Source organism: Bradyrhizobium sp. SSBR45G (assembly GCF_030159255.1).
Taxonomy (GTDB): domain Bacteria; phylum Pseudomonadota; class Alphaproteobacteria; order Rhizobiales; family Xanthobacteraceae; genus Bradyrhizobium.
Map to the genome: position 1 here is coordinate 39,902 of NZ_BSCT01000038.1, position 13,865 is coordinate 53,766.

At 63.2% G+C, this 13,865-nt stretch carries 12 protein-coding genes and 1 tRNA gene; 5 read left to right on the forward strand and 8 right to left on the reverse strand.

Annotated features, from left to right (window positions below):
• Positions 1 to 104 precede the first annotated feature (104 nt).
• Positions 105 to 740, forward strand: coding sequence for a LysE family translocator (locus QQL87_RS30810; protein WP_284422894.1), 636 nt, complete (start codon positions 105 to 107; stop codon positions 738 to 740).
• Here the strand turns inward: QQL87_RS30810 and QQL87_RS30815 are convergent, their stop codons facing one another.
• Positions 741 to 1,493, reverse strand: a complete 753-nt coding sequence (locus tag QQL87_RS30815; protein ID WP_284422893.1) for a sulfite exporter TauE/SafE family protein — start codon at positions 1,491 to 1,493, stop codon at positions 741 to 743. It abuts the gene before it with no gap.
• Between the two features lie 84 nt (positions 1,494 to 1,577).
• On the opposite strand from QQL87_RS30815, the gene QQL87_RS30820 reads away from it, so the two are divergent.
• Positions 1,578 to 2,468: a LysR family transcriptional regulator gene (locus QQL87_RS30820; RefSeq protein WP_284422892.1), complete on the forward strand. Its 891-nt coding sequence runs from the start codon at positions 1,578 to 1,580 to the stop codon at positions 2,466 to 2,468.
• A gap of 4 nt (positions 2,469 to 2,472) precedes the next feature.
• Here QQL87_RS30820 and QQL87_RS30825 read toward each other — a convergent pair whose 3' ends face one another.
• From QQL87_RS30825 to QQL87_RS30835, 3 genes are all read right to left on the reverse strand, one after another.
• Positions 2,473 to 4,443: a methyl-accepting chemotaxis protein gene (locus QQL87_RS30825; RefSeq protein ID WP_284422891.1), complete on the reverse strand. Its 1,971-nt coding sequence runs from the start codon at positions 4,441 to 4,443 to the stop codon at positions 2,473 to 2,475.
• Between the two features lie 113 nt (positions 4,444 to 4,556).
• On the reverse strand, positions 4,557 to 5,342 hold the full coding sequence (hisN, locus tag QQL87_RS30830; protein WP_284422922.1) for a histidinol-phosphatase: 786 nt from the start codon (positions 5,340 to 5,342) through the stop codon (positions 4,557 to 4,559).
• 515 nt (positions 5,343 to 5,857) lie between these two features.
• Positions 5,858 to 6,742, reverse strand: coding sequence for an N-formylglutamate amidohydrolase (locus tag QQL87_RS30835; protein ID WP_284422890.1), 885 nt, complete (start codon positions 6,740 to 6,742; stop codon positions 5,858 to 5,860).
• A 343-nt stretch (positions 6,743 to 7,085) separates the two neighbouring features.
• Between QQL87_RS30835 and cpdR the strand changes: the two genes are divergently transcribed.
• Entirely contained in the window at positions 7,086 to 7,445 is a 360-nt protein-coding gene (gene cpdR, locus QQL87_RS30840; RefSeq protein ID WP_006610087.1) for a cell cycle two-component system response regulator CpdR, read from the forward strand.
• A 164-nt stretch (positions 7,446 to 7,609) separates the two neighbouring features.
• Positions 7,610 to 7,684, forward strand: a tRNA-Val gene (locus QQL87_RS30845).
• Here QQL87_RS30845 and QQL87_RS30850 read toward each other — a convergent pair.
• The 4 genes from QQL87_RS30850 to QQL87_RS30865 all read right to left on the reverse strand — a co-directional run bounded on the left by QQL87_RS30850 (position 7,655) and on the right by QQL87_RS30865 (position 12,440).
• Positions 7,655 to 8,059 carry a site-specific integrase gene (locus QQL87_RS30850; RefSeq protein ID WP_284422889.1) on the reverse strand — a complete coding sequence of 135 codons (405 nt, stop codon included), beginning with the start codon at positions 8,057 to 8,059 and terminating at the stop codon, positions 7,655 to 7,657. The genes QQL87_RS30845 and QQL87_RS30850 overlap by 30 nt on opposite strands.
• Positions 8,060 to 8,131: 72 nt before the next feature.
• The gene (locus tag QQL87_RS30855; RefSeq protein WP_284422888.1) at positions 8,132 to 9,280 is read right to left on the reverse strand and encodes a sensor histidine kinase; all 1,149 of its coding nucleotides are present in this window, start codon (positions 9,278 to 9,280) and stop codon (positions 8,132 to 8,134) included.
• Positions 9,277 to 9,720 carry a response regulator gene (locus QQL87_RS30860; RefSeq protein WP_284422887.1) on the reverse strand — a complete coding sequence of 148 codons (444 nt, stop codon included), beginning with the start codon at positions 9,718 to 9,720 and terminating at the stop codon, positions 9,277 to 9,279. The genes QQL87_RS30855 and QQL87_RS30860 overlap by 4 nt, the downstream gene beginning before the upstream one ends.
• Positions 9,717 to 12,440 carry a PAS domain S-box protein gene (locus QQL87_RS30865; protein ID WP_284422886.1) on the reverse strand — a complete coding sequence of 908 codons (2,724 nt, stop codon included), beginning with the start codon at positions 12,438 to 12,440 and terminating at the stop codon, positions 9,717 to 9,719. The genes QQL87_RS30860 and QQL87_RS30865 overlap by 4 nt, the downstream gene beginning before the upstream one ends.
• A 431-nt stretch (positions 12,441 to 12,871) precedes the next feature.
• On the opposite strand from QQL87_RS30865, the gene QQL87_RS30870 reads away from it, so the two are divergent.
• Positions 12,872 to 13,864 (forward strand): glycoside hydrolase family 113, encoded by a 993-nt coding sequence (locus tag QQL87_RS30870; RefSeq protein ID WP_284422885.1) that lies wholly within the window; start codon positions 12,872 to 12,874, stop codon positions 13,862 to 13,864.
• The last annotated feature ends 1 nt before the right edge of the window (position 13,865 follow it).

A 13,865-nucleotide genomic window follows, 5' to 3' on the forward strand; every position in this document is an offset into this window, starting at 1 on the left:
TCGCGCTACCTTCGAGGTCGCGCCCTGTTGCCCGTCTGGCCGGGAGGACAGCAACCTCAGCATGGCTCGAAATTTAGATCGATATCGTTAGGAAAAGTTCAATCATGCTTGGAATTCACGATCTGCCGCTGTTTCTGGTCTCGGGACTGTTGCTCAACATCACGCCGGGTCCGGACACGGCCTATATCGTTGGCCGCAGTGCGCAGCTGGGTTGGCGTGCCGGCGCGGCCGCGGCCTTCGGCATCAGCACGGGCTGTCTGGTCCACGTATTCGGCAGCGCCGTCGGGCTGTCAGCCCTGCTCACAGCATCGGCGACAGCATTCGCCGCGGTGAAATGGGCGGGTGCCGCCTATCTCGTCTATCTCGGCGTCACGCAGATGCTGGCGCGCCGCCAGGACACCGCAAGAACGAGCATGCCTGCTGCGCCGGTCATGCTGGGCGACGTGTTCCGGCAGGGCGCACTCACCAACATTCTCAATCCCAAGGTTGCGATGTTCTTTCTCGCCTTCCTGCCACAATTCGTCGCAGCTGACGCGCCGCATCAGGGGCTCGCCTTCCTGATGCTCGGGACGATCTTCATCGTCAACAGCACGATCTGGTGCCTGGGCGTCGCCGTGGCGGCAGCCGGCGCCGCGCGCGGCGTCAGGCGCTCCTCGGGCGCGTTGCTCTGGTTGAACCGCGCGATCGGCGGTCTCCTCATCTATCTCGGCGTCCGGATCGCCATGCTCGACGCGCGTTGATCACCAGACCAGCTCGATGATCGCACGGCCGGCAAGATAGAGCCCGAGGATGATCATGGCGATCAGGAACAGCCGGCGGAAGGCTTCGGCCGGCAGTCTCGACCGTGCGGCCTGACCGGCGAACATGCCGAGAAAGGCGCAGGCCATCGCGACCGCGCCGGGCAGGGCGGTGGCGGTGCTGAGCAGGCCGGAACTCGTCAGGTTGAAGGCCAGCGTGACCGTGGCGACCGTGAAGAACACGCCCAGCGCCTGAATCAGCTCATCCTTTTGCAGGCCGATGGCTTGCATGTACGGCACCGACGGCACCACCTGCACGCCGGTTGCCGCGGAGATCAGCCCGGTCACCAGGCCGACGATACCGCCGATCCATTTCTCGTGGCGCGGCACGACCTTGAAGGCGAAGCGGGTGAGGCCGAGCGCGGCGTAGACCATCAGCAGCACGCCGAGCGCGACGTTGCCATAGTGCGTGGATGCATGGCTGAGGGCGCCGGCGTTGAGACAGATGCCGATCGCGGTACCCGCCATCAGCGGCCACAGGCGCTTGGCGATGTCTCGCAGATACGGGCCCGCGAAGGTCTGCCAGATGTTGGTGATGACGGCCGGCACGATCACGATGGCGAGTGCGCGGCCTGGCGGCATGGCGATCGCGAGCAGTCCAACCGAGATGGTCGGCAGGCCAAGACCCAGCGCGCCCTTGACGAAGCCGGCAAGCGTCAGCGCGAAAGCGATGAAGATGAGGATCGGATCGATCATGGCTCCGACATTGACCGAAGAGCGTCGGCGTCACAATGTGGAGGTTACGGAGCCAGCCTTCGTCCTGGACAGAGGCAGAAGATCATGCGGTACGACCTCGTCGATCTCAGGCTGTTCATTGCCGTCGCCGAAGCCCGCAGCATTACCGGCGGCGCCGACCGGGCGCATCTGGCGCTGGCGTCCGCCAGCGCGAGGATCCGAGGCCTCGAGACCGCGTTCGGCGTGGCGCTGCTCAAGCGCGGCCGTCGCGGCGTCGACCTGACGGCCGCAGGCGAAAGCCTGCTCGATCATGCCCGCATCATCATGGCCTATGTCGAGACCATGCAGGGGGATCTGTCGGGGTTCGCATCGGGCCAGCGGGCGAATGTGCAGCTGCTCGCCAATACGGTCGGCCTTGCCGAACATCTGCCCAACGCGCTTGCGGCGTTCCTGCGCGCGCATCCCGAGATCAATGTCGACGTCGAGGAGCGCGAGAGCACCGAGATCGCGGAAGCGATCGCCTCTGGCCGGGCCGATCTCGGCTTTGCCGCCGAGCATGCGGTGCCGGAGACGATCGAGCGCTTCGTCTTTGGCGAGGACCGGCTGATCCTGGTGGCCGGCAAACGAAGCCCGTTGGCGGGCCGCAGGCAGATCAATTTCAGCGAAACCGCAGAGCAGGACTTCATCGGCCTGACCCAGGGCACGGCCCTCAACGTGCATATCGGCCGGCATGCTGCACGCCTCGGCATTCGCCAGCATGTCCGGGCGCGCCTGCGCGATTTCGATGCGATCTGCCAAATGGTGGCGGCCGGCATCGGCATCGCCGTCGTGCCGGAAGCTGCCGCGCGCCGCTGCGCGCGAACGATGCCGATCAGCCTGGTCGCGCTGCGCGACGCCTGGGCCGACCGCAGGCTGGTGATCTGCGCCCGCAGCTTCAAGGCGCTGCCGCGCCCGGCCAAGCTGCTCGTCGAGCATCTGCGCCGAGCGGCCGGGTGAGCGGTCAGGCGGCGCGCACCGTATCGAGGAAGCGGCCGACCTCGAGCTTCAGCCGGCCGCTTTCCTCCGAGAGCGACCGCGCTGCGGACAATACCTGCGCCGAGGCCGATCCCGTCTCGGTGGCACCGTGCTGAACCTCGACGATATTGTCGGAGACGCGCTGCGTTCCCCGTGCTGTGTGTTGAACGTTGCGCGAGATGTCCTGGGTGGCGGCGCCCTGTTGCTCGATCGCCGCGGCGATGGTCGAGGAAATGTGGGACAGCCGTTCGATCGTTCCCGAAATCTCGCGGATGACGTCGACCGACTCTTCCGTCGCCGATTGAATGCTCGCGATCTGCTGGCCGATCTCTCCGGTCGCCCTCGCAGTCTGCTCGGCCAGCGCCTTGACCTCGGAGGCGACGACGGCAAAGCCGCGGCCGGCCTCGCCCGCGCGCGCCGCCTCGATGGTCGCGTTCAGGGCCAGCAGGTTGGTCTGGCCGGCAATGGTGTTGATCAGCTCGACGACGTCGCCGATTCGCGTGGCCGCCTTCGACAACTCGCTGACGCGGTCATTGGTGCGGCGCGCCTGGCCGACCGCCTCCACGGCAATCCGCGCGGATTCCTGCACCTGGCGGCTGATTTCGTTGACCGACGCCGATAACTGCTCCGTCGCCGACGCCACGGACTGGACGCTGGACGCGGCTTCCTCGGAGGCGGACGCAACGGTCGTCGCCAGCGACTGGCCATGCTGGGCATTCCTGGTCAGCGTTGTCGCGGAGGCTTCCAGTTCGGTCGAGGCGGACGACACGGTGCCGATGATCTCACCGATGGCGACTTCGAACCGGTGTGCGAGCGCCGCCATGTCGGCCTTGCGCTGTTGCGCCTGGCGCTGCTCGATTGCGGCCTGCTCGGTGCGCAGTCGCTCGGTCTCGATCATGCTGGTCTTGAAGATTTCCACGGCGCCCGCCATCTCGCCGATCTCGTCGCGACGGCCGGCGCCCGGAATTCGGATCGAGGCATCGCCACTCGCCAGCCGCGTCATGGCCTGCACCATGCTGCGGATCGCCTTGGACATGCCGCGGCCGATCAGGAACGACGCGCAGCTGACCAGGATCAGCGAGATGCCGAGCGTCACCAGCATGCCGCGCCTGAGCGCGCTGCCGGTCTCGGCCTCGGCCGCTTGTGCTGCGGCATAGCGTTGCGCGACGGCTTTGCCGATCTCCGCGATGACGGGCTCGATCTCGGCGTAGGCCTTCGACATGGCCGCGCCGTGCCGTGCCGCGTCCTGGGATCCCTCGGCCCAGGCCAGAAAATCCGTCTGGTACTTGTCGAGCTTCTGACTGATGTCCGCCTTCATCGCCGGCGCGAGATCGGCGCTGGCGACGGCCTTGGCGAATTCGGCCGAGGCGCTCTTCAGCTCGCCGACATATTTCGGATCACGGCGCAGCATGAAATCCTTCTCGTGCCGGCGCAGCATCAGCATGGCCCCCGTCAACCTGAGATCGTTGGCCTCTTTCAGCCGCGCCTCGATGTCGTGAACGGCGGTGCGCAGCGAGCCCGACAGGCCGAGCGTCTCGTTCAGTCCCAGGCGCACCTCCGACTTTTCCGCTTCGGCAAATTCCGAGCCATAGGAGGCAAATCCCGTGGCGACGGCGTCGACCTTGCCGGCGATCGACGCGTCGCCCATCGTGCTGACGGCGCGGCGCAGATCATCGAGCTTACGCTTGATCGCGGCGCTCAGCTCGGCATGACGCACCGCGTATTTCTGATCGCGTCGCAGCAGAAAGTCCTTTTCCGCGCGTCTTGCCTCGAGCAGATCCGTCAGCAGCGTCTGGTTGAGATCTGCGGTCGCGCGGGCGCTGTCTGCATGCCGGCGGGAGGCCTCCTGGGACGCGTTGCCGGCCAGATAGATGACACCGAAAACAGCCAGAGCACCGATGCCGATCAGGGCGATCGCCATGATCTTGTGCGTGAGCCGCAAGCTGAAACGAGACATTGACGTCACCTTCCCAGGAAGTGTCAAATTTGCACAAATCCTAGGCGGGTGAGGTCAACGCGTTGTTAACAATGCATGGTGATGTGCGTTGCCCGTAGTTGTACGGATCGCACTCAGCCCCCGGCGATGCGCTTCAGCGCTGCCTCATGGACGCGCTTGTCGCCGGCGGCGATGATCCGCCCGCCATTCTGCGCCGGACCGCCGTCCCAGTTGGTGACGACGCCGCCAGCACCGTTGATGATCGGGATCAGCGCCGCGATGTCGTAGGGCTTCAGCTCGGTCTCGATGACGAGATCCAGATGGCCGGCCGCCAGCATGCAATAGGAGTAGCAGTCGCCGCCATAGCGCGACAGCCGCGTCTCGGCCTCGACTTTGGCGAAGATGGCGCGGTCGCTCTCGTTCATCAACAGCGGGCTCGTCGTGTAGCACACCGCGTCCTCGAGCCGATCGCAGCGCCGCACCGAGAGCCGACGCTCGCCGGCGGCGTTCTTGTAATTGGCCGAGCCGTTGTCGCCGGCGAAGCGCTCGGCGATGAAGGGCTGGTGCATCATGCCGAACACCGGCGTGCCCTTGTGCAGCAGGGCGATCAGCGTGCCCCAGGTCGGGAAGCCCGCGATGAACGACTTGGTGCCGTCGATCGGATCGAGCACCCAGACATAATCGGCGTCCTCGCGCTCGTTGCCGAACTCCTCGCCGACGATGCCGTGCTGCGGGAAGTTCGCCTTGATGAGGCGGCGCATCACCGCCTCGGCGGCGCGGTCGGCCTCCGTCACCGGATCGAAGTCATGCCGGCTGCTCTTATTGTCGATCGACAGCGAGGTCCGGAAGAACGGGAGGATGGTTTCGCCCGAGGCGGTCGCGAGGCGACCGATGAAGGCAGAGAAGTCGATGACCGTCACAACACGTCCTTGCGTCAGGGAATCGAATGGCGATGCGCCGATCATGCCTATCTCAAAGCCGTGGAGCGCGCATCCGGAGATGGAACGGCGACTTGGCATCTTGGATATCGTTCAGTGACCAGCGGGGGCTCGCATCGCGCGCGTTTGGTGCCTTGGCCTTTCGCTGGCCTTTCAATCGCAACCGAAACCGAAATGCGCCGGCCCGGTTCCTTTGATCAGACTTTTGGATCAAGCCATTGACAGGTCAAATGAAAATACCGGTTGGGTCGCGTTGAGCGCAACCCGGCCTGTGTTTTTTGCATGGAGAAGGGCGGAAAAACCCTTGCGCTTTGTGCAGCGCGAATGCATATTGTTGCGGTGCGGTAGCGCTTCGCGTTATCGCTGCCCTCCTTGGGCGTTTCCTCCCTAGACTTGGGCCGCTTGTCATTCAAGCGGCCCTTTTTTTTGTGGCGGTGTCTTGTGCCCGTGTCTGACGTGGCCGTCGCTTCCCGTCGCGCAGAGAAACGCTTCTTGCTCTATTCCGCCGCCGCCTGGAATGGGCCGAGGTCCCCGAGCGGCACCGTGGCCAGCACCTCGGCGAGCACGGCGAGGTCGGAGGCGACCTGCGCAAAGCGCGGCCCGCGCTCGCGCTTGCGCTCGTCCATGTAGATCGCGCGGTTGAGCTCGATCTGGATCGCATGCAGGCCTGAGGCCGGATTGCCGTAATGCTCGGTGATGAAGCCGCCGGCATAGGGCTTGTTGCGGCCGACCGAATAGCCGAGGCGGCCGAGCACGTCCTCGAACAGCTCTGGCAGCAGCGAGGCGCAGCTTGTGCCGTAGCGATCCCCGATCACCATGTCCGGGCGGCGCGGCTCGTCGCGCGACACGCCGACCGACGGCATCGAGTGGCAGTCGACCAGCACGACCGTGCCGAACTGCTGGTGCACGCGGTTGATCAGCCGGCGCAACGCGCGATGGTAGGGCTTGTACAGCGTTTCGATCCGATGCAGGGCCTCGTCGACGCTGAGCCTGTCGCGATAGATCTCCTGGCCGTCGCCGACCACGCGCGGAATGGTGCCCAGCCCGCCGGCGACCCGCATCGAGCGGGTGTTGGCGAAGCTCGGCAGCCGTCCGGTGAACATCCGCGGATCGAGTTCATAGGGCTCGCGGTTGACGTCGACATAGCAGCGCGGGAAATGCACGCGGACGACCGGAAACCCGCGCGTCAGCAGATCGGCGACCAATTCGTCCATGAACGAATCTTCCGAGCGCCGCAGCGACGGCAAGTCGATTCGCGATGCCAGCAGGAACTCGTCCGGATAGACCGAGCCGGAGTGCGGCGAATTGAAGATGATGGGCGCGCGCCATTCGGCCGGCTCCATGATCTCGAACGGCGGCAATTCGCCATCAAAATCCGTCATCGCTGGGCGCCGTCCCCCTGGTCACGTGCGTTGATGTCACGTCCGTTGATGCGCCGGTATCCTCCGGCCGATTCGCGCTGGACAACGCAGGCACACTCTTGGCCACGCCGCATCTTCGATAATCCGAGCCGTTCTGCCAAGCGAAAAGCAATGAAAAAGTTCATGTCCGGATTGGAACAACTCTGAGCTGGCGGACTGTTGGCGGGCGAAGGTCGCACCGGCGCCCTCAAATTGCCTTGCCGATGTCGGATCAAAAGGCGCAATCTTTCACCCGAAATTTACCGCCCGTCAGGCTTAGTGGCGGCAACGCTCCGCCTCTCACCCGGACCAGACGCTCCCCGCCATGCACAAAATCCTGCTCGCCGAAGACGACAACGACATGCGCCGCTTCCTGGTCAAGGCATTGGAAAATGCCGGGTTCCAGGTCTCGCCCCACGACAATGGCATGTCGGCCTACCAGCGGCTGCGCGAGGAGCCGTTCGAGATGCTGCTCACCGACATCGTGATGCCGGAGATGGACGGCATCGAGCTGGCGCGCCGCGCCTCCGAGCTCGATCCGGACATCAAGATCATGTTCATCACCGGCTTCGCCGCGGTCGCCCTGAACTCCGATTCGGAGGCGCCCAAGAACGCCAAGGTGCTGTCCAAGCCGGTGCACCTCCGCGAGCTCGTCAGCGAGGTCAACAAGATGCTGGCGGCCTGAGGCCGCAAAGCGCTGGTGTCTCGGCGCCTGGGGCTTCGGACCCGGGTGTCTGGGACCGGCCGCTCCGCGGTCGACGGATTATTCCCAATTTCGGCATTTTGCGTCCTTGCCTGCCCGCGTGGGAGCCGGTATAGGGACGCCCACCCGAATGGACTTTTGGATTAGGGCACGTAGCTCAGCGGGAGAGCACTACCTTGACATGGTAGGGGTCACAGGTTCGATCCCTGTCGTGCCCACCACTCTTCAGACCGCCGTCTGATTCGTTTGAGCTTTTGGCTTGATTTCCTACGCCGGGCTTGTCGGTGAGGGCATAGACGTTCGCTCCATGGTCCGTGGATCTGGTCATTCGTTCGAGCTTCGCAACGCCGCCATACGCGAGTTTCTTGCGGTTGATTTTTCGCGTGGAATGGCTTGCCCTCCGGCGATCGGTTCCATCCGAAGATCGCATCCAATTCGGCTTCCGTCGTGCCGTTCTCGGCTGCGACGGTCGCAGCCGCCTTGCGCAGTCCGTGAGCCGATCGGTTCGTCAGGCCAGCAGCGACGCACTTCTCCTTGAACAGGTTGCCGAGAAACAGGTTGCCAAGAGGCAGGCTGCCAAGGCTTTCCTTGGTCATCGGCTTGTCCTGCCGGGTCGCGATGCAGGTTTCGGTTCTCGCTGCTTCATTCGCCAACGGACAAGGAAGGTGTCACGCCGCGAATTCCGGCTCCTTGTCGTTGCCGTGCGTCGGCGGATTTTCGGCCGGAATGGGGAGAGTGAAATTGAATGTCGAGCCTCTGTCAGGATTCGACTCGCACCAGATCTTCCCATTGTGACGGTCGACGATCTTCCGGCAAGTCGCGAGTCCGAGGCCGGTGCCCTCGAATTCGTCCCGGCCGTGCAATCGCTTGAAGGGCTCGAAGATCTGCTGGTGGAATTCCGGAGCGATGCCGATGCCGTTGTCGCGGACGCCGATCCGCCAGTAGTCCGTTTTCTCCAGCACAGCTGAAATGTGCAATGCCGGCGTCGCGGCCTGACAATATTTGATGCCGTTCCCGATCAGGTTCTGCAACAGCTGCGTCAAAAGCGGCGCGTGGCCAAACACGATCGGAAGGTCATCATGTGTCACCTTGGCCCCTCGGTTGCTGATCATCTGCGCGAGATTTGCCAACGTGTCGCCGACGACGAGATTCATGTCGACGGTCTCGAAGACGACATGCGCGTCCGACTTGGTATATTCGTGGAGTGTTTCGACCAATGCGACCATTCGCTCGCCAAGCTGAACCATCCGTCCGCAGTATTCGGTGATCTTATCTGGGGTCGCCGTACCCGACTTGACGGCATGGCTGATAATCGAGGCATATCCCCTGATAGACGAAATAGGCGATTTCAGATCGTGCACGAGAACGTCCGCGAACCGCTCCAGTTCCTCCCGCTGCTGATCCAGGGCGATCTGCATCGCTGCCTTCTTTCGCGCGTAGCGGAGGATGCGACCGATGGATCGCTCGTTGATATGTTCCTTTGCAATATAGTCCGACGCTCCGCGCTTCATCGCCTCGGTGGCGACGGCGGCATCGCCCTGACCGGTCGCCATGACGATGAACATCGCTGGAGCGATCCGGTGCAAGGCCTCCACGCCCTCGATCCCGTCGCATCCCGGTAACCTGTAGTCGACGATCGCGACGTCGAACGGTTGGCGCCCACAGGCGGCCAGCGCCAGGTCAATATTGTCAGCCTCTGTGCATTCGCACGGTGTTCCCGAAGACCTCAGGGCTCGCAGCACCTGTTTGCGGTCGCCGTCATCATCGTCCGTGATCAGGATCGCAAGGGGGCGCTTGGCGTCGTCCGAAAGAGTCATGGGAGCTCCACGATCCGCCAGTAGCCCCGCATCAATTCGACGAGCTTTTGAAAGTCCTCCCCAACCCGTTCCTTGAGTATGTATCCCGCGACATTGAGATCATAGGACGCGAACACGTCCTCATCGCGGCTCGAGGTGGTCAGTATGAACACGATGGTGCGGTTCAAGCTGCTGTCCAGCCGCAACTCCTTGACGAGCTCGATGCCGTTCATGCGGGGCATGTTGATGTCCACGAGCAGAATGTACGGTGAACTGACTTTGGTCTTCCCGTTCGTGCCGCGCAAGATGTCGAGCGCATCAGCTCCGTCAAATGCTCTCAGCAACGGATTGATGATCCTCGCGGATCTGAATGCGCGCTGCACGGATCTGGCGTCGCCGTCGTCGTCGTCGACCACCAGGATCGTCAGTTCGCGCGCACTTTCTGTGGCGCCGGCGATCATCTTTCTCGTTCCTTCGTTGAATTGGAAGTACGCAAAGTGAAGCGAAAGGTCGTCCCATGGCCCTGGCTCGAGTCGAGGGAGATTGATCCTCCCGACAGCTCGATTTGCTTGCGGACGATTGCGAGACCCATGCCGCTGCCCTCGACCTGGTCGCGCGGCTTCAGGGTCTGAAACATCTTGAAAATACGATCATGGAATTGGGGCGGAATCCCGGGACCGTCATCCTTCACGGCGAAGGCGTGATGCGATCCGCGATTCTCCACGGTGACCTCGATGCGCCCGGTCGCCTTGTCATGATGCTTGATGGCATTTCCGATCAGGTTCATCATGATCTGCTGCAGGGGCATGCGGTAGACTTGGATTGAGCCGAACTCGGCGGCGACGATCACGTCGAAGCCGCGCGGGGGCGCGAGCAGCGCGAGCACGTTGTCCATGAGGTCCGCGCCGGAAATGACCTCGGTACCGGCTGCGCGGCGGCCAATTCGGGAGAATTGCAGCAGGTCGTCGAGGAGCTTCTCGAGCCGTTTGACGCGGTTCCGCAACAGCTGCATGTTTTCCCGGTTTTCGCCGGTCAGGTGCGGCGCGAGGTCCTCCTCGAGCCATTTCGAAGCGTTGTCGATGACCCGGAGAGGCGCTTTCAGATCATGTGACGCCGCGTACGCAAAATCGTCGAGCTCCTTGTTCGCGGCTTCGAGCTCGGCGGTGCGCTGCGCAACTTGTTGTTCGAGCCGATCGTTGAACCTTCGGTGTTCCTCCTCGGCCTGCTTGCGGAGTGTGATATCGACGATTGCGCCCAGGACCATCACGCCTTCGTCCGTGCTGATCGGTGTAAGCCCGATTTCGACAGGAAATTCGCTGCCGTCCTTGCGCCGGCCATTGAGTTCGCGCGCGGGACTCATCGCGCGCTGCGATGGATCCAGCGCGGCCGGGCCGGCGAAATAGCGATCGATGTGGGCCTGGTGTCCCTGCTGTTCGTCCGCCGGCATGAGCAGTTCGATCCGCTGTCCGACCAATTCGTCTCTGCCGTAGCTGAACAGCTGTTCGGTTTGCCGGTTCACCAGCGCAATACGCCCCGATCTATCGATCATGACGATGGCGGTCGGGGTGGACTCGACGACAAGGCGGAACCGTTCCTCTGCAGCCTTGCGAGCGGATACGTCTCGGAGCGCGCCGACGATCCCGGATATCTGTCCCGAATCCCGATCCCGGAGCGGCCTCATCACCGCCTCAAGCCAGATCCAGCGGCCGTCCCGATCATGCGCGCGGATGGAAGTCGAACTCCGATCGACCTGGCCGGCGAGCAGCAAATCGAAGGCGGCTTGCAACTGCTCCACGTGCTCGGGATGGATCGGGCCGTACGGTCGTTCGCCGAGAAGCTCGCTTTCGTCGACGCCCAAAATGTCCCGACATGCCGGCGAGACGTAGCGCAGGCGAAGGTCGCGATCGAGCTGGATGATCAGGTCCGAGCTGTTGTCGGCCAGAATGCGATACCGAGCGTCGCTCTCCTTGATCTTGCGCTGTGCTTCGCGCATCTCCGTGATATCGGTGATGAGTACGAAAAGGCCAAGCACTTCGCCGCTGGCGTCGCAATGCGGAATGTAGTTGGTCCAAGTGTTGCGGATGCTTCCATCGGCCTTGTTCAGCATGCGCTCGTAGTTCTGCTGCCGGCCCGACAGGGCGGCTTGGATGTGAGGCTCGGCCTCGGCGAACAGGGTCTCGTCCAGGAGCGAGGTGACATGGCAACCGACGAGGTCATCCAGTGACCGGCCGAACCAATCCTGATAGGCCGAGTTTGCGAAGCGGCATCGAAGGTCGCGGTCCCAGTACGCGATGACGCTTGGGACGGCATCGATGATGGTCTTGAGCTCCGCCGTTCTGGCGGCGACCTCCTGCTCGAGGGAGGAGTTGTTCTTCCGAAAATCGTCCTCGACCTGTTTCTGCCTGCTGATATCGCGCTCGACGATCGACGCGCCGATGATCGTGCCATCCTGCCGCCGTATCGGAATGGCCCTGAGTGACACGTCGATCGCGGTGCCGTCCCTGCGCAAACGCCGCGTTTCCAAATTGTCGATGTGTCGTCCCTGCCTGACCTGATCGAGAATATAGTCGTCATGGATCAACTGCTCGGGCGGGATGTGGATACGAATGCTGCGGCCAATGACCTCATTCGGGCGGAATTGGAAAAGGCGCTCGGCCGCCGCATTCCATGAAAGAATCGTGCCCGAAAGGTCCTTTGCGACGATCGCATCGTCCGACGAGTCGATGATCGCGCTGGCTATCGCCAGCCTGTCCCGCAACTCGTTCCTCTCCCTCTCGAGTTCGCGATGACTCCTGCAGAGAATTCCATTGATCTGGGAGCAGAGAGATGTCGGATCCAAGGGCTTCGCGATGACACCGGCGATGCCAAGGCGCCGGATTTCGTCAAGCTCCTTGGCCTTCGAGGACGCGGTCACGAAGATGACGGGGACTCCCGCGGTCTGCGGGCGCTCCCGCAAGCGCGCCAGTGTCGTTGGTCCGTCCATGCCGGGCATGTTCAGGTCGAGCAGGATCAGGTCGGGCGACCACTTCGCAGTCGCGGCGAGCGCCTCCTCTCCTGATGCGCAGCTGCGTACGCTGAAGATCGGGTCGAATTCGATCGCGGTCCCGATGATCTCGCGGGCGTCAGCATCATCGTCGACATGTAGAACGTCGACTGAACGCATCGCAAATTGCACATTCATGTCGATATCGATCAAAGTTGACGAATGTGAAACGGGTTGGCCGGTTCCTCGGATAAGGCACCGCCCAATACGCAGAAACTAATAGTTGATCAGTATAAATGCCGGATTTCGAATGCTCGCGTATTAATACCTAGCGGTTGTATCGTAGATTGTCGATGGAGTCGCAGGCGGCGCGGGCGATCCTAGATTAAAGTCTATCCGGGGTTTTGCGGAGTATCGCTCGGCGAGGGATATGACGCCGCAACCTATCCGGGCTAACACGGGACTTGATGAGCTCACCCGCCATTGTCGCGCCGCCGGCGTCGACATGGCTTTGCGCGAGCGCGATAGGCAGGCGAGCTCGTTTGGCGGGCGATGCCGACATGAGAGGGCGAGGTTCATAACGTCGCTAAAGGCTGAATCAAATGCGTGTCCCATCTGCCCGAACCGTAATGCGGTCTCTGCTTTGGTTGATATTCGCAAGTGAGATCCTCAATCCGGCCTTTGGGCGTCGACTGCAGGGCTTCAACATCGTGGCGACGCCGGATCATCCGTTCGGCAGTTCGACTGCGGACAGCGCGCTGTTGACGGCGAAAAGGCTCGGGGCGACGTCGGTTGCCGTGATTCCGTTCCTCTGGCAAGCAGGTCCCTCGGCACCGGACGTCGTCGCGGGTAGCGACATGTCCGACGAGGCGTTACGCGTGGCGATCCGGCAGGCGCATCGGCTCGACCTTGTGGTCATGGTCAAGCCGCATGTCTGGGTGCCGGAAAGCTGGGCCGGCGCCGTCGAGCCGGTGGCGGAGGAAGCCTGGAAAATCTGGTTTGCCCGCTACCGTACCGAGCTCGAACGCATCGCTCGAATATCGGCGGAAGAGGGGGCCGATGTCCTGTCGATCGGCACCGAACTCGCCAAGACCACGCGGCGTCCCGAATGGAGCGCTGTGATCGCCGCCGTGAGGGCGGCGTTCCCGGGGACCCTGCTTTACGTCGCGCACAACGCGGATGAAGCCGAAGCGGTCACCTTCTGGTCAGAGCTCGACGTCATTGGCGTGTCGCTGTATCCACCGCTCGGTCCCGACGATGACCGGGCCGGCCGTATCGCGACGATGGAAGCGGTAGCGGGTCGCCTCGATGCGCTGTCGGCGCGTTGGGGCAAGCCTGTCCTGGTGGCCGAGATCGGGTTGCGCTCGGCCAAGGGCGCTGCCGCGAAACCCTGGGAAAGCGCCGAAGAACGTGCCGCGCCCGTGGATCTGCAGCTGCAGGCCGATGTGATCGCGGACTGGCTCGCCGTGCTCGAGCGCCCCGCTGTCGAGGGCGTGCTGGTCTGGCGCTGGTTTACCGATCCTGCCGCCGGCGGGCGCGCCGACACCGACTTTACGGTGCAAGGCAAGCCGGCGGAGGCCGTGCTAGCATGTGCATGGGCGGGCGTCTGCCGCAATCCCTGAT